Origin of the sequence: Rhizobium deserti (assembly GCF_004358025.1) — a bacterium.
Taxonomy (GTDB): domain Bacteria; phylum Pseudomonadota; class Alphaproteobacteria; order Rhizobiales; family Rhizobiaceae; genus Neorhizobium; species Neorhizobium deserti.
This window is the reverse complement of record NZ_SMTL01000001.1, coordinates 1,298,929-1,317,724: the sequence shown is the minus strand read 5'-3', so window position 1 is coordinate 1,317,724 and position 18,796 is coordinate 1,298,929. Positions and strand designations below refer to the sequence as shown.

General features: G+C 61.7%; 15 protein-coding genes. 1 reads left to right on the top strand and 14 read right to left on the bottom strand.

All coding sequences use genetic code 11. The annotated features are described in order from the left end of the window. Window positions 1–103: 103 nt before the first annotated feature. From E2F50_RS06270 to E2F50_RS06260, 3 genes are read right to left on the bottom strand one after another with little or no spacing between them, the layout of a single operon-like run. Window positions 104–622: a 2'-5' RNA ligase family protein gene (locus E2F50_RS06270; protein ID WP_133315151.1), complete on the bottom strand. Its 519-nt coding sequence runs from the start codon at window positions 620–622 to the stop codon at window positions 104–106. 42 nt (window positions 623–664) lie between these two features. Then, on the bottom strand, window positions 665–1,090 hold the full coding sequence (locus tag E2F50_RS06265; protein WP_425375360.1) for a hypothetical protein: 426 nt from the start codon (window positions 1,088–1,090) through the stop codon (window positions 665–667). Then, a complete protein-coding gene (locus tag E2F50_RS06260) occupies window positions 993–1,718 on the bottom strand; it encodes a DNA polymerase III subunit epsilon (RefSeq protein ID WP_245515326.1) in 726 nt (241 codons plus the stop codon). The genes E2F50_RS06265 and E2F50_RS06260 overlap by 98 nt, the downstream gene beginning before the upstream one ends. A 333-nt stretch (window positions 1,719–2,051) precedes the next feature. Here E2F50_RS06260 and E2F50_RS06255 point away from each other — a divergent pair, with 333 nt between their 5' ends. Beyond that, entirely contained in the window at window positions 2,052–3,191 is a 1,140-nt protein-coding gene (locus E2F50_RS06255) for a polysaccharide biosynthesis/export family protein (protein WP_133315149.1), read from the top strand. Window positions 3,192–3,205: 14 nt separating this feature from the next. Here E2F50_RS06255 and E2F50_RS06250 read toward each other — a convergent pair whose 3' ends face one another. From E2F50_RS06250 to tssC, 11 genes are all read right to left on the bottom strand, one after another. Continuing rightward, the gene (locus E2F50_RS06250; RefSeq protein WP_133315148.1) at window positions 3,206–4,012 is read right to left on the bottom strand and encodes a serine/threonine-protein kinase; all 807 of its coding nucleotides are present in this window, start codon (window positions 4,010–4,012) and stop codon (window positions 3,206–3,208) included. Window positions 4,013–4,115: 103 nt separating this feature from the next. Then, window positions 4,116–5,528, bottom strand: a complete 1,413-nt coding sequence (gene tagF, locus E2F50_RS06245) for a type VI secretion system-associated protein TagF (RefSeq protein WP_133315147.1) — start codon at window positions 5,526–5,528, stop codon at window positions 4,116–4,118. Window positions 5,529–5,538: 10 nt separating this feature from the next. Beyond that, a complete protein-coding gene (tssM, locus tag E2F50_RS06240) occupies window positions 5,539–9,018 on the bottom strand; it encodes a type VI secretion system membrane subunit TssM (protein ID WP_133315146.1) in 3,480 nt (1,159 codons plus the stop codon). Further along, window positions 9,015–10,553 carry a type VI secretion system protein TssL, long form gene (tssL, locus tag E2F50_RS06235; protein WP_133315145.1) on the bottom strand — a complete coding sequence of 513 codons (1,539 nt, stop codon included), beginning with the start codon at window positions 10,551–10,553 and terminating at the stop codon, window positions 9,015–9,017. Before tssL ends, tssM begins: the two co-directional genes overlap by 4 nt. Next, on the bottom strand, window positions 10,550–11,890 hold the full coding sequence (tssK, locus tag E2F50_RS06230; protein WP_133315144.1) for a type VI secretion system baseplate subunit TssK: 1,341 nt from the start codon (window positions 11,888–11,890) through the stop codon (window positions 10,550–10,552). The genes tssL and tssK overlap by 4 nt, the downstream gene beginning before the upstream one ends. 12 nt (window positions 11,891–11,902) lie before the next feature. Continuing rightward, the gene (locus E2F50_RS06225) at window positions 11,903–13,123 is read right to left on the bottom strand and encodes an FHA domain-containing protein (RefSeq protein ID WP_133315143.1); all 1,221 of its coding nucleotides are present in this window, start codon (window positions 13,121–13,123) and stop codon (window positions 11,903–11,905) included. Beyond that, the gene (gene tssG, locus E2F50_RS06220; protein WP_133315142.1) at window positions 13,113–14,156 is read right to left on the bottom strand and encodes a type VI secretion system baseplate subunit TssG; all 1,044 of its coding nucleotides are present in this window, start codon (window positions 14,154–14,156) and stop codon (window positions 13,113–13,115) included. The genes E2F50_RS06225 and tssG overlap by 11 nt, the downstream gene beginning before the upstream one ends. A gap of 18 nt (window positions 14,157–14,174) precedes the next feature. Further along, window positions 14,175–15,956 carry a type VI secretion system baseplate subunit TssF gene (tssF, locus tag E2F50_RS06215; protein ID WP_133315141.1) on the bottom strand — a complete coding sequence of 594 codons (1,782 nt, stop codon included), beginning with the start codon at window positions 15,954–15,956 and terminating at the stop codon, window positions 14,175–14,177. Further along, complete coding sequence (gene tssE / locus E2F50_RS06210; protein WP_133315140.1) at window positions 15,949–16,458, bottom strand: type VI secretion system baseplate subunit TssE; 510 nt, start codon at window positions 16,456–16,458, stop codon at window positions 15,949–15,951. The genes tssF and tssE overlap by 8 nt, the downstream gene beginning before the upstream one ends. Then, window positions 16,451–17,281: a type VI secretion system accessory protein TagJ gene (locus tag E2F50_RS06205; protein ID WP_133315139.1), complete on the bottom strand. Its 831-nt coding sequence runs from the start codon at window positions 17,279–17,281 to the stop codon at window positions 16,451–16,453. The genes tssE and E2F50_RS06205 overlap by 8 nt, the downstream gene beginning before the upstream one ends. Continuing rightward, entirely contained in the window at window positions 17,278–18,663 is a 1,386-nt protein-coding gene (gene tssC, locus E2F50_RS06200; RefSeq protein ID WP_133315138.1) for a type VI secretion system contractile sheath large subunit, read from the bottom strand. Before tssC ends, E2F50_RS06205 begins: the two co-directional genes overlap by 4 nt. Between the last annotated feature and the right edge of the window lie 133 nt (window positions 18,664–18,796).

Below are 18,796 nucleotides of genomic sequence, written 5' to 3'. Positions count from 1 at the left end.
ATCGTCAACAAGCCATGTGAAATAGCTCCCTGTTGACGAGGCTCTGTTGACGAGGCTCTGCTGGCTCGGCGCAACAGACTCGGTTGCTAAAGCGCTACGCCAGCTACGGACATGTCCCGAACAAGACTGTCTGCTCGAGCTGCCACGGCCCTCCAAGATATTTCCATAGGTCCATGCCTTCGATCACGATGCGTCGAGGCTCGAACGCATTTGACAGCTCCTGATGCAAAGTGTCTGCGAGCAACCGGGAAACCTTGTTCTGGACGGTGATATGCGGCTGCCACTTCTGCATGTCCTGTCCGCCTAGCCAGGGCATGAAAGCGGAGCGAAGTTCTGTGTGGACGTGTAGGAGTTCGGAAGCGACAATCACGAAAGCGACGCCGGCACCCAGGTGACGGATGCCCGCAACGTCAGCGACGATGGCCGAGTGATCGACAGCTGTCCTCTTCAGCTCGTTCAGGATCTGGCCAACCTTTTCGCCGGGCAAACGGTGGAACATTGTCAGGTGCGCGCGAAGGAAATTGCGGTCAGGAGGAAAGTGTTGTTTTCGAAGCTCGTCAAAAGGCTCGAGATCGGGATCGGCAATGCGGGCAGTCAGAATAAGGGGATGAAGCGTCTTCAAGAATAATCGGTCCTTCAAGCATGTCGATCAGAGGGAGGGCATTCAGCCAAGCGACAGCTTTTCGTACCACGCGGCGTAAGGCGTATTTTTAACGAGATGGCGGTTGAAATCCGGTGCGTCGTCATGCCACCAGACCGGTCCCCGCTCCCCAAGCGATACCTTCGCATCATCCACCCGTTTACGGATCTGAGCCACTCTATCAGAGTCACCCTTGGCATCGCGAACTGCACGGCGCGCGGACATCAACTCCTTGACAAGACGAAGGCGCGTTTCTTCGTCAAGGGCTGGATTGCTGCACCGCCAGAGGCGACAGCGCACGACGAAATACCGGCCGTCAGGTGTCTTCGGATAATGGTCGCTCAAATTCACCTCACAGGAACGACTTCTGCGCCGGCTCGATAGTCCTCGGTTCGCTACGGTCACCTCGACATGCCAATTCGGTCTGAGCGCTGAAGCGAATGTCAGCATCCCGATCCCGCGCAAAGTCCTGAAGCGTCTCGTCGGCTAAACTGTCCCAGCGTTTCCCCCGATCCGGCCCGGAAGGCACGCGAGGAAGCAGACCGGGCTCGCTGCTCCAGGCGAGAAGTTGATCGAGCGAGGTCTCGTTCAGCATGTCGCGAAGATGATGCGCACTGACATAGGCGTCCGGCATGGCCCGATGCGCAGGCAATCCGATGTCGTGAACCAGCCCGACCGGCATGCGCTGATAGCGGAGCATCTGGTTTGAGAAACGCGGGAGATCCGGCCAGAGGCGAAGCGCGCATTTCCAGGTGCAGATCCACGGCGTGCCGCCGGTCAAGCGCGGCGTGCAATACCGTTGTTCGAAGGCAGCTCGGTGGGCGGCCAGAGCCTCGAGACAACCGGCCGGTCGGAGGACCTTGGAAGCGATTTCTTTCCAAAGTGGTGCGTCTGCGACCTGCGCATCCAGAATATGATGCACAGCCATCGTATCGGCTGAAATAGGACGACCGGGATTGACCAACAGAGCGCCGCGTTCCTCGGTAACATGCCATTTTCCATCTTTACCCATCACAACGTCCTGCCATCCGATCTCGCAGACATCGTTCAGCCCGGTGCCGCCGGTTTCAAGGTCGATTACGCGGACGGTAGGTGGAAAGGGTTCTATGGGCCACTTCCTTCTCTGATCTGGTCCATTACAAATCGAGATCCAGCTGCGATTGTTCCTCATCGTCACGTGGGGATCGTCACTCAAAGACATCGTTAATCCAGCACCCGGACCGGCTGTTCAAAGGGAAACCGTTACCACTGTAGTTGTATTTCAGGATAAAGAGTACAAGGTCAAATAGTTGCGAATTGGCCACAGCCCGCGCCTTCATCTCGTCACAATCGGCGATCTTGCCGTTTGGTGATTGCTCCTGGGAAGCCCCTTGGTACCTTACGCACGCAAACTCCTATCAAAGGATTCGTAATGCGGAAGCTTGCGCCCTTCATCCTCGTTGCGGTCCTCAGTGCCTGCGCGCGGCCTTCAGATGGTCCCTCGGCAGGCGCATTTTATAGTACGGTCGATCCCAATACCAAGGAACGGGTACCGGTGATCCGCCTGGCCGATGCGCCAATGACGCCGGTCATGCCGCAAGCGCTGTCCTACGCGCCGACCGATCAGGGCCTGAGCGAGATGCGGTCCGTTAGTGGCTATGCAGATACCCGGCTGCGCCGTGGCGACGTCATCGAGGTGACCATCCTGGACACCGGTGAAGATGGGCTGTTTTCGTCGACGCAAAGCAAGACGCTCAATCTTGGCCGTTTCACCGTGGATTCCGCCGGAACGGTGACCTTGCCTTTCGTCGGTCGCCAGCGTGTCCTGGAATCCTCCCCTGAAGCATTGCAAAGCCGCATCGTCAGCGGCCTGAAGGGCTCGGCCGTCAATCCGCAGGCGATCGTTACCGTGGTGGAAAAGCCGACCAACGGCTTTACCGTTAATGGCGATGTGCGCGCAGCCGGCCGCTTCCCGCTGACGGCGCGCAAGGAACGCGTTCTCGATGCGATCGCCCTGGCCGGCGGTGCTTCTTCCGCGCCAAGTGCGGCGACCGTAACGCTGATCCGCGGACACAAGCGTGCAACCGCTCCGATCGAGCGGGTAATGAACGACGACAGCCAGAACGTTTATCTTCTCCCGGATGACCAGGTCTATATCAGCAAGGATGCGCCGACATTCACCGCCTTCGGTGCCTTCAAGAGCGTCGGCGAGTTCGAGTTCGAGCCCGGCAAGCTGACGCTGGCGCAGGCATTCGGACGCGCCGGAGGATTGCTGGACGATCGTGCCAATGCGAGCAATGTCTACGTGCTGCGCAACCAGACGGTCTACAAGCCTTATCCTGGCGCGGGCCAGGCCAAAATGCCCAGCACCTACAGCGTAACGAGCAAGCCGGCCATCTACCGCGTCGACATGAAAGATGTCAGCAACCTGGCGCTGATGCAGCGTTTCCAGGTGGCGGACGGCGACATGCTCTACGCCACAAATTCGGGTATGGTGGATTTCGCCAAGCTCTTCACCATCTACCAGAAGAGTGCACCATCAGCGGCGGCTCCGCTTCCCGGCAGCAATTGAGACGCGATCCTGAGCTAGGTTCTGGAGCTGCCGAGAAGTGCAAGGGCCGCCTTAGCGCTGTCGGGGCGTGCATCAGGGTCAGTTGCCGATAGGGTTCTTGCCAGAGCTCTCAGCGAAGCGGCATGGTTGCTGCCGACCGTATCGGCATGGTCGAGCAGGAGCGCCAGCAGTCGCCCAGCAGCGTAGAGGTCGCAGCGTCCGTCGAGCGGTAGTCCCTTTTGTTGTTCCGGTGCCGCGAAATCCGGTTGTCCGGCAAAGGCCAGATCGACATCTGCGTGGCGCGCGCCGATGGAGATGGTGATACCGAAGTCTCCCAGGCGGGCCTCTGTGAGCTCATGCTTGGAAATGAGCAGGTTCGACGGCGACAGGTCACAGTGCACGAAGCCGACCTGGTGAATGGCTTCGAGAGCCACCAATACCTTTTCCATCACGGTACGGATGTCGTCGATCGACCAAGGCGCTTGTCCAAGCTGGTCCCCCAGACGCTTGCCGCTCCATTCGCTGACGAGCGCCGGGCGTCCGTCACCCAAGCGCAGGAGTGTCTGCATTGCGACAATATTCGGGTGACGCAGCATCAGACCGATCTCGGCTTCGCGCAGCAGAAGCCGCCTTGCGATCGGATCACGGGCATGGTCGTCTCGTAGGGTCTTGATGGCATGCCAAGTGCCGAGATCGCGGTGGCGGGCCCGGTATACCTGCGTTAATGAACCCTCGTATATCTTCTTTTCAAGGGTGAAGCTGTTCGCGATGATGTCTCTTTGCCGTCCCGATAGATGATCTTCGCCACGGTCGAGAGCATCTCGCACCTGATCGACAAGCATTTGCCGTTCCTCGGCCTGCCGCGGGAGATCACCTTCCGTGACGAGGACGTGCCAGAGCTCGGAGAAATGTCGGCCGACTTCGCCGAAAGAAGTAGGCGGGGCATCAGCCACGAGTGGCGCTCACGTCGATGACGATGGCGCTGAAATTATCGCGGCAGCCGGCGATCAGCGCCTCCTGCCCAAGAACAGCGGCGGCTTCGTCAATGTCTGCCGATATCAAGATCTGGGCAATGCTGCGCTCCGGGAGGGCCCGGCAGAGTGGATTGCTGCAAAGGAGAAAACGGTCGCGGCGGCTGACATTGTCGACAACGATCTCGGGGCTGAACTGGCCGGGCCTCCCAAGATACCTCGAAAGACCACGCTTGAGGCCGATTTCCAGATGATCGCGGGTCAGGCAGCGCATCATTCCATCGCGAATGATATAGCAGCGCACATCGCCGGCCCAGATCAGCGCTAAGCTCTGCTGGTGAACCGCTAGCACTGCGACGCTGGCGCAAGGCGGATCCCGGTCGGAGGACATTCGCGCCGCCTGCAGCAGGCCGTGGGCGCGGCCAAGCTTGCCTTTGATGTCCTGTACGGTGTCGTCGACCGTTTCCTGGGCGGTGACGTCCCCGAGTGCGGCCACTGCGGTCTTGCCGGCCTCGACTGCCGAATTGCTTTCGCCCATCCCGTCGGCCACGGCAAATATGCCCTGCTTGGCGGAAATCAGCAGATTGTCCGCATTCAATGACAGCCGCGTCCCCGGATGGGAAACGTCGCTATAAGCGAGCTTGAGTGGGGCATGCGGTTTCGCTGCCGTGGAGGGCGCGGATGGCGAAATCCTGGCGCTGCTCAGGGGGGCGGTGGCAACGGGTGGTGGTGGTGGTTGCTGAGCCGGCTTCGCCGCCTGCTTGGCGGCAGGCGTATCATCATCAAGCAGTCTGAGGATGTCGGCCGGCTGTGGTGCTCCGATCGTGCGAAACCCAACAAGCCGGCGATTGTTGTCGCTGCGCCACCAAAGGCTCCCGGCCGTGCCGCCGACCTTACCTTCAGTCTCCATATCGCCCGGCCGTGGACTCCTCAAGCGTCGCAAGGCGGCGATGAAGAGGTTGATGTCGAAGTCACGGCGGGCCGAGCTTTCGGCGATCCCTTCCGCTGCGGTAAACCAGCTGTCGTCGAGGCAAAGGCTACGGGGGTCGCTGGTAAAATTCGTGATCTGCGCGGCGATCACAAGCGGAAAGCTGCGCCCGACCCGGTCCAGGCTCGGCAGCATCACACCGGCAACAGTGGCTTGCCCCCACTGGCCGCGCTCCACGATGAAGCGCCAGGTGGGCATTGCCCTGAACCTTGGCTCCCAATCGCCCGGAAAATCCTGCTGCAGGCGCTGCAGGCCGGCCTGCATCCAGATGTCGAGCACCTCCTGCAGGCCGCGGCCGAGCCCGTCAGACACAAAGTCCCCATGGCTCGGCAACTTGCCGAAGAAGCCGATCCGGTCCGGTTCCATCGGCGTCTGGCGAAGAGCGGCGCGTTCGTTCATCTCGGCCCGATCAGAATTGTGTCGGGCAGGCAAACGCGGTCAGCGCCTGCAGCCGAAACGGGTTGAGGACGGAGCCGAACTGCACGTCGAATTCTGCGGTCTGCCCACCTTGGCTGAACGAAGCCCGGAACAGATCGCTGCCCTGCATCTCGATCTTCGCGTCATCGAACAGCCGGAACGGCGACCAGTCGCCGTTTTCGGTCAGCGCCTGCTGCCAGCCACCCGGTTGGAAGGCAAGGCGCGACAGATTAGTCGCCTCGCTGGATGGCCAGGAGATAGTTTTCGACTGCACCGGCCCGTGGAAATACACGACACGTTCTCCCTCGATCTCCAGCATGACCGCGGTGGCACCGTCCGAAAGGGAAGCCGGTTTGATATTGATGGGAACGGAAGGGCTTTCGCTTCCGGCCGGGAAGAATGCCCGGTTGATCTTGTCGGCGTTCTCGAACTGCGCGATGGCTTGGCTCGGAATGCTCTTCGAGCCGAAGGTGCCTTTCCATCCCCAAGGCGTGGAGCTGGTATCGACAAAGGCGGCAAGCCTGCTGCTGAAGAAGCTTTTGAACAGACCCTGCGGCCCGAACAGCCGAACGAAATCGCTCATCGCCACGTCGCGCGGCGACTCCCGATCAAAAGGATAGCGCCCGGCAACCACGCTTGAGCAGAAGCTCGCTCCTTCGGCCGTCCAGGCATCGCTGATCCGGGTCCGGGCGGATTTTACCGCAAGCGAGCCGACATCGGCCGCAAGACCGGCAATCCAGGTATCGACTGGAGCGGGCAGGCGGCGAGCCTGCTGCAACAGGTCCTGGTTGGCGGTGGTGAGTTGGCTGTCCACGTCGAAGACTTTCGCCACCTCCGCGGTTGAAGTCGCGGCGCGGGAAAGCTGCTCATGGACCTTCTGGAGAAGAGGCTTGATCTGCCCGATCGGCGATCTTTCCGCCTCTTTCGGAGTCTCTGAAGGGGGTGCCTGGGCGGCGGGAACCTCGAGCGCGGCGCGCAGGGGACCGAAGGGATCGGGCGCATTCGCGGCGCCGGCAAGTGCGTCCGTCGCACCCAGAGGAGTGTCACCGCCGGCAGCCGCCACTTCCATGCCGGGAGCCCGCAGATCGGTTGCAGCGACGATGGATTTGACGAGGCCTTCCACCGGGCTTGGATCGCTGGCAAGGATTCTCGTTGTTTCGGCAGCGTCGCCAATCGTCTGGGACGGCTTGACCCGCAGGTCGCTTAGAAGCGATGTCCACCTTTGTTCGAAATTGTTGAAGTAGAGCTGCAAGGCCGCCTGGGCTGTGGCATCGATTGTCACGCCAGCAGGATTGGTTTCGCCGCGAACCCATTGCTCGTCCAGCGCTTCGCGGGCCGCATTGGTAACTTCAGGCAAAACGACAGCGCGATAGCCACTGGTGGAGAAAAGGCCGGCGATGCCATCCTGCAGCGGAGCCTTGGAGGCTCGCTCGAAAGCTCGTTCGCCCAATGGACCAAGGGCGCTGGCGGCTGTCCAGGGCGGCAGAAGCCGGGAAGCCGGTGCATCAGCCAGGATGTCATAGGTGCGGCTTGCAAGACTTTGGGTGCGGATCGTGTCGCGCGCCTTGGCAATCAGAGCATTGTCGAGCTCGATCGGCGGCAGCGCGCCGCCTGCCATTGCTTCGGCATGGGCGATCAGCGCCTGGCGGGCAGCGGCTCGTCCTTCGCCGGGGTAAAGAGCGGTGAACATGCCTTCGGCTTCGGTCGCCACGAATTCGGCGTTCATCTGGCCAAGTCCGCCGAGCATGCCGTAAAGCTTCAGCGCGTTGAATGTCCTCGCTACATCCGTCGTCTCCGTCATCTGCTTTTGCAACTGCACCAGCATGCGCGGCAGAAGCAGGGCATTGAGCGCCCGCTGATAGGCGTCGCGCTGCCGGCCGGAGACCTTGCTTTCCTGATCCAGACCGAAGCTCACCGGCCAAACGCGAGTCTTGGAAAAATCGGTCGGTATGGCCGATAAATTGTCGAGGGCCGGCAGGATGCGCAGAAAATCCGCATCCGTGACATCACGCACCGGCACACCTCTGATGGCTTGCTCATAGGCATCGATGCGCCGCTCGGCGGCCGCAATGGCGCTGGTATTCTGGAAGTAAGTTGCCAGCCAGCTTGTCAGCACAACAGCAAGCACGAGCACGGCGGCGGCATAGGCGGCCCGCCGGAAGAAGAGCTGGCGACGGGACAGCCGCTTGTCGCGGGAAACGAGCGAGGCTTCCTCGAAGATGACGTCCTTGAAAAGCCGCGACAGGAAATAGCTGCGGCGCGCACGTCCGGCTGGTGCAGCTATCTCGTTTTCCTGGGTGCCGGAAGCAAAATAGATGCCGCGCAACAAGGGCGGTTCAACGAGCTTCGAGCCGAAGCAAAGCTCGGTCATCACGTCATGCAGACGCTCTTTCAGCGCTGCCAGTTCTGCAGGGAAGCGGAAGATGCGGCCGCGCAATTCCGGGTTTGGTTCCTGCTGCAACCGTTCAATCAGCATCGAGCCCACCCGTTCCTGCAGGAGGGTGAATTCCTCGAGGTAACGGTCCGGCAAGCTTTCGGCCTTGTAGCTCTCATCGAGCCCGAATGTCGTACCCCAGACCTGCTCGCGATCGGATTTGTTGAAGCCGTCAAAAAATTCGACGAAGCCGGTCAGAAGGTCCGCTTTTGTCAGCACCAGATAGACAGGGACCCGCGCCTGCAAGAACTCGTCCAGCTCGGAAAGACGCTGCCGAATAGCGCGGATTTCTTCCCGTTGTGCCTCTGTATCGCGCGTCAGAAGATCGCCGATCGACAGGGTCAGTAAGGCGCCGTTGATCGGCTGCGACCGACGATACTTGCGCAACAGGCCGAGAAAGCCCTCCCAGCCGGCCTTGGCCGTGCCGTTCAGATCGTCCTGCGTCGTATAGCGCCCAGCCGTATCGATGAGGATGGCTTCATCCGTAAACCACCAATTGCAATTGCGCGTGCCGCCGATGCCCTGCACGGAATTGCTGCCGAGCGCGTCACCCAGCGGGAACTTGAGCCCGGAATTGGTGATGGCCGTCGTCTTGCCGGAGCCGGGGGCACCGAAGATCACATACCAGGGAAGCTCGTAGACATAGCCGAAGCGTTTCTTGGTGATCCGCCGCAGGAGCTGCAGCGCTTCTTTCAGCCGGCTGTGAATTTCGCCGATCTCGGCATTCTTACTGGCGGCAGCTTCAGCGGCCGCATCCTGCTCTATACCTTCAACCAGGTTCTTGTCGCGGCGGCGGTCGCGGATCACCGTGAAGACGAGATAGATCAGCCAGGCGGCGATGATGCCGCCGATCAGCATGAGCCGGGCACTGCTGCTCGCCAGCGGCCGGAATTCGCCGTAGGCGGCAAGCGATCCATAGAACCAGATGACGACACAGATCGCCGCCACCCAAATCACCGAGATAAACCGCCGGCCGATCAGCCCGGCATAGGCCTCGACATAGGAGCGGAGGGTATAAAACAGGCCTAACGGGTTCATGGCGAAGCACCTGGCACGGATTGAGTTTCAGGCTGGTTCGGTCGCTCCGCCTCGACCGGCGGCACTTTTAGGCCAGCGTCGCTCAGCCTTTCGCTGGGATCGGTCAGCACCAGGATTTCGGTGCGGCGGTTCATCTCGCGGCCTTCCGGCGTGGAATTGTCGGCAATCGGGTCGCTGTCGGCCCGGCCTTCCGTCAAGATGGCGCCCGGCCCGGTGAACGAGGTGAGGATCTCGCCCACGGCCTTGGCGCGCGCTTGCGACAGATGCCAGTTCGAGGGAAACTGAATGGTGCGGATTGGGACATTGTCCGTATATCCGACAACCACCGCACGGAGGTTTTCCGCAGCGAGCGCGCCGCCAATGCGCTGGATCAGGTCGTTGAACTTGCTGCTGACCTCAGCGCTGCCGACTTCGAACAGGCCGGAATTGTTGATCCGTACCAAAAGCCGGCCATTGGAATCCGACAGGGTCACCAGCTTCTTTTCGACCTCCGGCTGCAGGAAGGCGAGAAGATTGTCCAGCCGGCTGGGCGGTGGCGCGGGTTTTGTCGTTACCGGCTCTATGATCTCAACTTTCTGCGCGACCTCTGCGGTTGTGGCCTGCGGCGGTTCTGGCGCCTTGATCAGCACGCTCGGCGTGTCGCGCGGTGGCAGGCTGGCGAGGCGCTGGAACGTGCCGTCCGAAGCATTGTTGAGCGACAGGGTGAAGAACAGGTAGCCAAGCGCGAAGACGAGCGTCAGCACCGACAAAAGCGTCCAAAGCGCGACGGCGGTGCGCAGCGGCTTATGGCGGGCGGAAACGCCCTTCCAATGCGGCGACAGCTCCCGCTCGAAGATGCCGTACTGGCCGAGCAGGGTCTTGTAGAGGCTGTCGCGAATGCGGCCCAGCTCTAGATTGCCGCGTGGAGAAACGCGCGTGCGTCCCTCGAAGGCGAGCGACAGGCTCAGATAAATGAGCAGCAGCAGGTCCTTGTTGGCACCAGGGCTCTGGTGAAAATGGTCGAGCAGGTCGAACACCCGGTCGCCACCCGTGACGTCCATGTGGAAGGTGGAAACAAGGCCCGAGCGGGCCCAGCCGGCACGAACCCCCCAAGGCTTGCTCAGCACCACGTCATCGACAGTGGCGCAGATCACGTAATGTGCAGCGCGAGCCCGTTCCTGGCTGATGCGGGCGCCGGCCAGATCACGCTCATAGCGGCCGACAGCCTCGACCGCGACACGTCTAAGCTGCTCGATATCCGGCTGCTCATCCGTATAACGCAGCATATGCGCCAGATTAAGAAGCGGGGCGGCGGAGCGCACCAGGGTCGGCACTTCTTCTCCCCCGAAGCGGAACTTGCTGACCAGGGTCTCAACCGACCAGCCGCCAGGATTTGCCCGCGGCGCGGCAGGCGCCGGCGCGTTTTCGGGAAAGTCGAGAACGTCGTCGAGCATTTCCGCCATTTTGCGTGCGGTCTGGGTCTTCCTGACGCCTTCTTCCGTCACTTCGACGAGAGTAGGCTGGTCTTTCCAGGTGGATGCGGGTTCGGTGTTCATTCTCTTAGCGCCCACAGTTCCATTTCGAGGCCTGGAAACTCACCGGCAAGATGCATGGCGATGGCGCCCGAGGTTTCGAGTTGCTTCCAAAGAGGGTTCTTGGTGTCGAGTTCGAAATAGATGGTACCTGACCGATAAGGGAGCTGCCGCGGCAGCACGGGCAGCGGCCTCACCGGAATGCCCGGCAGCGCGACATTGACAAGTTCGGCAATCCGTTCGACCGGACCCACCTTGATCTGCGCCGGCAGCTTGCGGCGGACGTCTTCCGCCGACATTTCGGCGCGCACGGCGAGCACGAAGCCGGCATCCTTGAGCAGGCTGCGATCGTTGATCGTGCCGACGCGTACGCCATGGCGGCGCTCCGCCAGCTCGATCGCGACGGCCGCCTGTTCCAGCACGGCCGAAAGCGAGGCACGCAGATCGTCGAAGACGGCGGCAAAGGTGGCCTTCAGATCGTCATGCCGGTAGGGCGGGAAATCACTTGCCCGTTTACGGTCCGTGGTAAATGTCGCAAGCTCGCCGGCCAGCTGGATGCAGGTCTCGTAGAACTCGATCGGGTGCATACGCGTTGCGTTGGCGCCGATGTGTTTCAGCATCGGGTCGGCCCGGTTGAGGATCTGCAACAGGAAATAATCGCCAACTTCGGCCGTGCCGCGGATAGTTGGATCGCCGATTCGCTCGGCAATCGCTTCGGCGCGGTGCCGGACGATGCCGAGCAGCTCCGTCATCAGCTCGCTCAGCCTGGCTTCGGCGGCGCAGTTGAGGCTGGGTGCGATGAATTCCGGATCGAGGATGACAGCGCGGTCGGAGCGCACCTCGATCACCCGGGCCAGCCCGATCAGCTCGTAGCCGGCCAGTTCGTCGCCCGTCTTCAGGTAACGCAGGCTCAAGCGCCCGACATCGATGGGCGCCATGAAATCGGTTTCGACATTGGCATCCGGCGCCTCGTAGTTGGAGGCGACGAGCCGCACGCTGTTCATTCGCGCGCCGCCGTTCAGCGCTACATCGGCTTTGCCCGGCTGGCGGGCCGGAAGCGCCAGGTAGATGATGGCATTCTTGGTTTCCTCGTCGAGGTCGAGGGCCGGCGGCAGGTCCGCGTCGATCGGCGCCTCGAACGGCGTGCCATCCGGCATGATGCCGCGCAGGTTCGACAGCGCGAACTGCCCAATCGCCAGAGCGCTGCGATCGATGCCGATTTCGGAGACGCCCCAGGGATAGGGCGTCAGCCCGCGGGTCGTCGTCCGCACCAGCCTTTCGGTCCAGCGGTCAGCCTGCTGGAAGTGCTGTACGCGCAGGAACATGCCCTCGCTCCAGGCCACCCGGTTCTCATTCCTCATCCTTGGACCCCATCAATGCGTCTCATCGTCGTGACGTCCTTCCTTGCCCTGCGGCAGCGCAGTTTCGCCCGCCATTGCCATGTGAAAGATTTCGCGAACCGATAGCGGTCTGCCATTCTTCTCAAACTGAAGGCGATAAGCCTGCCAATAGTCCCGGTTGCGGAGCCAGGGCAGCCGTCGAGCGCCGGCATCCACCCGTGCCTCGAGGATGCGTGGCTCCATCATCCGACCCGCCTCACGCATCAGCGCGTCAAGCCCGCTGGCAAGCCGCAGTTGCCGCGTCAGCAGTGCCTCGGCACGGGCAAGGATCGCATCGTCGCGGTTGCGGCCAAACAGGTCCGGTTCGTTATCGGGGTTCGGCGGTTCCATGTCGAAGACCTGGAAAGTCGCTTCCATGGCCTCTTCCAGGCGCGCGATCACCGCCTCCATCCGGTCGGCAAGCTGGCTGGATGGAGCGGCCGGAAGCTCGGCAAAAGCCTCGACATCTATGTCGGCTTCAGGTCCTGTTTCCTTAGCCGGAACGTCGTCTGCGGCGTCGGCGATCGGCGTAGCGGGACGGGGGCGGGAGATCGGGATCGAGACATGCGTCGCCGAGCCATGTTCGAGATGGCTGCCGAGGTTAGACTCGCCATCGGTATACCAGTCATCCGGCAGAAGCTTGGTCGGCGATTCGAGCTGCGGAGGGCCGCCCCAGCCGATTTCCACGTTGCGAGACGATGGAGCGCCTTGCCTGCTGCGATCCCGGTCTGGCACGACCCCCTTGGCCGACATGGACCATTCCTCCACCTGCCGCTCGCCCAAAATGCCGCTGGCACTGCTGCCGCCGGAGGAGATATCGGCAAGAATGGCGGAAATGGTCAGCGGTTCATCACTCAGAGCAAGGCTGGCGTCGGGATCCTCGGCGTCGCGGGCACGCTCTCCCGAAATCGACACCGAGAAGGTCAGTCCGCCGAATTCCAGACGCGAACGATCCGACAGCCGGGCCGTCTCGCCTTCGTGCACGACGACGCCATCGACCTTGGAACCATTGGCGCTTTTGTCGAGAAGAACGAAACCGTTGCTGTCCCGCTCGATGATGCAATGCAGCTTTGAAACGGCGCGCTGATCTTCCGGCAGTTGCCAGTCGCAATCGCTGGCGCGGCCAAGCGTGCGGCGCCCTTTCTCAAAGTACCATTTCCGCGTAGCGCCCGCTGGCGCGGCGTCGCTGCCAACCTGGCGCAGTTCAAGCCGCATGTGCGCCTCCCTGCATGTCAGGCGGCAGGCGCTCGCTTATGATCGCATCGCCGCTGTCCTTTGCAGCCAGCGCGACGCGGGCCCAGCTGTTCCAGCCCAAGCGTGGAGGATCTGCTTCCGCCTGGCCAAGCTGGCAGAAGGGGATGGCCTCCTTGCGCAGCACGACCTGGATATCGAAATCGAGTGCCGGACCCACGTAAAGCCTCGTCAGGGCAAAGATCTCGGTGATATTGCGTCCGCCCGGGCTGAGCGACAGATAATCGGCATAGTCGAGCGGGCCGACAATGATGCGGAAACCGCCGCTGAAATCGCGGATGGCGGCGCCCGCGGTAGCATTGACACCGAGTTGGACGCCCTGCGCATCGCCCAAACGGCTGCGCTCGGCCTGCGGTATGGTCAGCCAGCGCCCACGAAACAATTCCACATCCACCGGCAGGCCGGTAAATTCCTCCAGCATGGCGCGTAGATTGGTAGCATTGCGATTACGGGCGGCAAAGAAGCCGGAGAAGCGCAGGATGGTATCCTCGTCGACACCGCCGCTCTCGACCAGCCGTTTGGTGCCGAAGCCGGCCAGCGCCAGAAGCGACGTGACGAAGGCATTGGCGCGCCGGTCGCCGCCCCATCGCAGCCGCCGCGCAATCCTGTATTTCTCGCAGGCGTCGGCAAACAGCTCGGTCATCCGGGCGCTGAACAGGTCGAAGAAGCTCCCCAGCGCACGCGACCGGTTGCGCTCTTCACGCAAAATCTGTTCGTTATAGGCTGAAGGCATCGAGCCGAGCGGACCGGTCAGGCTGGCAAGCGCACTGCGGATCGAGACACGTCCGCCCTTCGCCTTCAGGCCGCTGACGGCAAGCGGCGCCGGCGATACACCCATATGAGCCGCGATATCGAGGTCTCCTTCAGCCGCCGCCTGGGCAATGCGCAAGGCGGTGACCGGCTCGAAGCGACCAGGATCGCGTTCGAGGAGATCGATGATGCTGCCGGTCGAATTTCCGGTGGCGGCATCAGGCTTGCGGGCGGTCGAGACGTCCATTGTCGGTGTGCGATCCTTTCAAAGAAGCGGCCGCTCGGCTGCGCGCGGCGGCCAGTTGGCGATTGGTTGTGACTGACCCTTCATGCCGATGGTCAGCCGGGTAAAGCTGTTGACGGAGGTATAAAGGCTGAAGAAGCGATCCAGCACGGCGCCGAACAGGAAGGCCGACGGCCGGTCGATCGCTGCCGGGTCGAATTCAAGCGCAATATCGGTGCCGGGAACCATGCCGCCACTGCCGAGCCTTGCCGTCGAGTGCTCGGCCCGAATGCGGATCAGCGCATCAACGAGCTGCCGTGTTTCCGGGCTGTCGCGGAAGGCATAAAGCGACAGGATGTCCTTCAACGCCGCACCCTCATTATCGAAAAGAGACAGGTGATTGAGCAGCAGATGCGACATTAGCCGCCAATTGCGGCCGTCCTGGTCATTCATACGCACCGAGGGCGTAGGGGGAGTGAGTGCTTCGACACCGGCAACCGCTTCATGGCCTGTAGCGAGTTGCAGGAAGGGATGACCACCGCCAAACGGCAATTGTTCCGGCAGATCGCGGTTGATGCAGAGCGTATCGACACTTGCAACGGCGTCGGTTGGCCCTGCGAAGCGGCGGTTGCGATCGACAAAAGCGATTTCCATATCGCTGGTGCCATCATCCTCGTCGAATCGGCGGTAGGCCTGCCAGTGGGTTGTGCTGTTGCCGGCTCGTTGCGAGCGCCCGAAGAAGGGCTGGCAGAACTCTTCCTGCCCCTGCGCGCCGGTCAGCAGTACCCGGTCTATCGAATAGATCTCCCGGGTCTTCTGGCGGCGTGCGTCCGGCAGAAGCCGGTATTCCGTCCGCGTTCCATCCACGGATATGGGCTCGCAGGTCTGGCGAAACAGGTTGACGACCGGCGACGCATTGAGGGCAAAGTCGCGAACCGAAAGCGCCCTTTCCAGCTTGGCGTCGGTTTCTTTCAGATACACGAAGATTTCTATCGTCTCGCCACTCCAGGCGCCCAGCCCCTCGATATCCAGAAACAGGAACTTCTGCGGCAATGCGAAGAATTCCGTCAACAGCCGGTAGCCGACAAAGCTCGGGGCCGGATAGGGCAGCATGGCCTCTTGCGGTTCAAACCCGACGGGTTTGATATTGCACGCCGGCAGGAAGACCGGCGACGGATCGTCGGCATGCCTGGCAAGCGCAATGCCGAGCGTGTTGTTGGCGAGCAGTTCATAAATCGCCACGGCCTGCTGCCATGGAGAGGCGATATGCAGGCGAAGGCGCTCGAGGCCCAACTCGCCGATTGGCTTGCGAGCATCGAGAGGACGAAGCGACAGCCGCAGGCAGCCAGCCGCACCACCATAAGGGGAAACCGGCGCGTCGATCGGCTGCCCTGTTAGCGAAGCGGCGGCGATCTCAACCGGCGCCATCTCGACATCCTGAGTGGTACGAAACCGGCAGGCCTCGCCGCCCACCGGCTCGGCCAGGATTTCCGTATGGCGGGGCACGGTCTGGACCGATGCCAGCGTTTCGCTTGGCTTGAAGCGCACGATGCTCATGGACGGAAGCGGCGCCAGGTAATGCGGATAAAGCGTTTCCAGCAGGCCGTCGCTCAATTCCGGAAACTCATCGTCGAGTTTTTGACGCACACGGGCTGCCGAATAGGCGAAACTCTGGATGAGCCGTTCCACATGCGGGTCGTCGGCGACCTCGCCGGTCATGCGCAAGCGGCCGGCGATCTTCGGAAAAGCGTCGGCAAAGCGCGCAGCGCGGCGGCGCAGAGCCAGAAGCTCGTCGTTATAACGGTTGAGAAAACCGTCAGCCATTTGCTGCCTCCACCAGGAAGCGCTGCGTGGAAGGGTCGATGGTCGACTCGAAGCTGATCGGCGGCATGCCTTCATGCAGGCGAAACGTCGCCTGGATCCGCATCCTCAGTGCCCGCTCGGTCATCGTCCTGCTTTTCAGGATGGTCACGCGCACATCAGATAGCCGCGTTTCGAACATGGAGATGCGACGCTCGACCATTTGAGCGAGCTTGAGTTTTGCTTCGTCGGTGGCGAGATTGGCCGAAACCATGCCGTCGACGCCATAGCTGACCAGTGCATCCCTTAGTTCGACAAGCGGAGCAGGCGGCGCTTCCGGGCAGCGGCGGGTGTTGAGCAGCGCCTCCAGATCGCGCCGTACCGATTCCCGCATATCGCGGACCTGATCCACCATGCTGACCGGTGGATCGAACATGCGATCCGGCTCATCATCGATCAGCCGGTCGAGGATCGATCGGGCGAGGACACGGTCGCGTGGCCGATAGCGTTCGAGCGGGTCAACCATGGGCGGCCTGCTTTCCCGCTGTCGTCCCCTCGGCCATTTCGAGAGTCAGTATGTCATGGAAGGACACCAGTTCGTCACCGGCGAGGAAGCAACGCTGGCCGCGGCCGGTAGTGATGCCGGTCGGCTCCTCCACCCATTCGGTTTCGCGTCCGAGCCGCAGCCTTGCCGCGTCGCCGGTTCCCGGATAGATCGCCGGGATCAGCACCGACGCGACGGCGCCGTCGTTCAAGGAAAGTTCGGCGCTGCGGAAGGCCAGGTCGCGAGGCCGGGCGATCGGCTCGACGGCGAGGGACGCGATCTTTGCAAAATCGATCCAGAGATAGCCGCCGCCGGTCATGATGACTTCAAGCGCATGCGGCATACGGTCGTCGAGATCGCGAAAATCCGAAATCGGATTGCCATTCCAGATCATCGGCCGTTCGCCGCGCGCTTCCTCTAGCTTTTCCAAGGCGCTTTTCGCGTCGCTCGCATCGCCTGACCGATGGGCGATGCCAAGGCGGAGGCCCAATTGGTCCATTTCGCTGGGGCCGCCCGGGAATTCGGGCACGGCACCTGTCGCAAACCAGGCATCTCGTGCAGCCATGCCACGCAACGTGTTGCGCAGAAGCACGAAGCCCATGGTCGCGTCGGGAGCGAAAGTGACGGCTAGGCTGCACTGGTTGTCGGCGCGCTCATAGTCGCCGGCCAAGATCAGCAGGTCGATATAAAGATGGCGCGCTTCCTGGTCGGAAGGCTTGGCTTTCAGATGCGCCTTGGCCGCCTGCAATGCCTCGTCCAGGGCGTCATTGCCGAGCGCTTGGGAAATGGTTTCGGAGAGCGTCATGCGGACATCCTTTCGGGCACGACCGGACGTGATGACGCCTCGGCAGTGTTTGCAGTTTCTGCAATAAGGTGGAAGCTGGTGGAAACGTCGTCGAGCTGGAAATGCGGCTGCAGACGGACCGTGCAGGAGAAAGTGCCGGGCTTTCCGGGGATTTCGTGGACGCTGATGCCGGCCGAGCGCAGCGGGAAGCGAGTGCGAAGCGAAAGATCGGCATCGTCATTGCCGAGCGTATAACCGGTCAGCCAGTCTTCAAGTTTGCGCTGGATCGAGATGGCATCGGCGAGTTGGCCGATCTCGTCGCGCATGATCACCTTTAGGTAATGCGAGAAACGCGAGGCGCAGAGAACATATTGCAGCATGGCTGCAAGCCGGGCGTTCTGGCGTGCATGCTCGTTAGTGTAATGCGATGGTGCGTGCAAGGACTGGTTGGAATTGAAGATCGCTGAAGCCGACAAATAGGTGGTTGCCACCGGAATAAGGCCCAGATCGCAGACCTGCTGCTCCTGGACGCTGGTCAAGCGGACTTCCACCGGCGGCTGGGCCGACAAGCCGCTGCTTTCCGTCCCCAAGTCATAGGGGCGCAGCTCCGCCGTGCTCAGCATGCCGCCGTCAATTGTATCCTGCGTGACGCCGCGTATATCTGCAAACCAGCCCGATTCGATGAAGTTGCGGATGACCACGGTTGCAAAGGCAAAGGCGCCATTACCCCACAGAAGCGAGCTGCCGTCGGCTGCGACACTTTCGCGGAACGGAAAACCGTCGTCGCGCCGTCGTGCATAGGGCTCGTGCTGGGAGCGCATCAGGACGCGGGGTGCCACCAAGCCAAGAAAGCGGGAATCGTCGCGGCCCCGAAGGCCGTTCCAGCGCAGCCTTGTCGGGTCATTGGCCAGCCAAGAGAAATCCTGCACCCGGTTGAGTTCGTTGAACTGTTCTATGCCTAGGGCTTGCGGCGAGGCGCCGGCGACAAATGGGCAAAAGGCTGCGGCAGCCACCATGCCCAGATCGGTGAGCGTGGTGATGGCGTCGCCATCCTCCGGCTCCGTAGGAGAGAAATAATAATCTCCGACCATAAGCCCGAAAGGCTCGCCGCCCGGCATGCCGAATTCGCGATTGTAAACCAGTTCGAAGAGGTGGCTTTGATCGAAATCCGAGGCTCGCTCCATGCTGCGCGCCAGTTCGCGCCAGCTGAAGCTGAGAAGCTTCACCTTGACGTCGCCGCTGCGGCCGGATTCTCGCACGAGCATGGCGAGACCGCGCCAGCGCGCTTCCATAGCCTGGAAGTCGGGATGGTGCAGGATCTCGTTCACCTGGCGGTTCAAAGCCTCGTCGATCAGTGCGATCAACTGGTCCGCCCGGCGCCTCCACTCTGTGCAAGAACCCATTGTCATCCTGATCTCAAATCCGGAGCACTTGGAGAAGCGATGCTTTTAAGGCTGGCGTCTCGAACTGCTTGAAAAACTTGAACGGTGTGAAGATGTGAAACAATGCCAGGAAAATTCACGCAGCGCGGGTTGC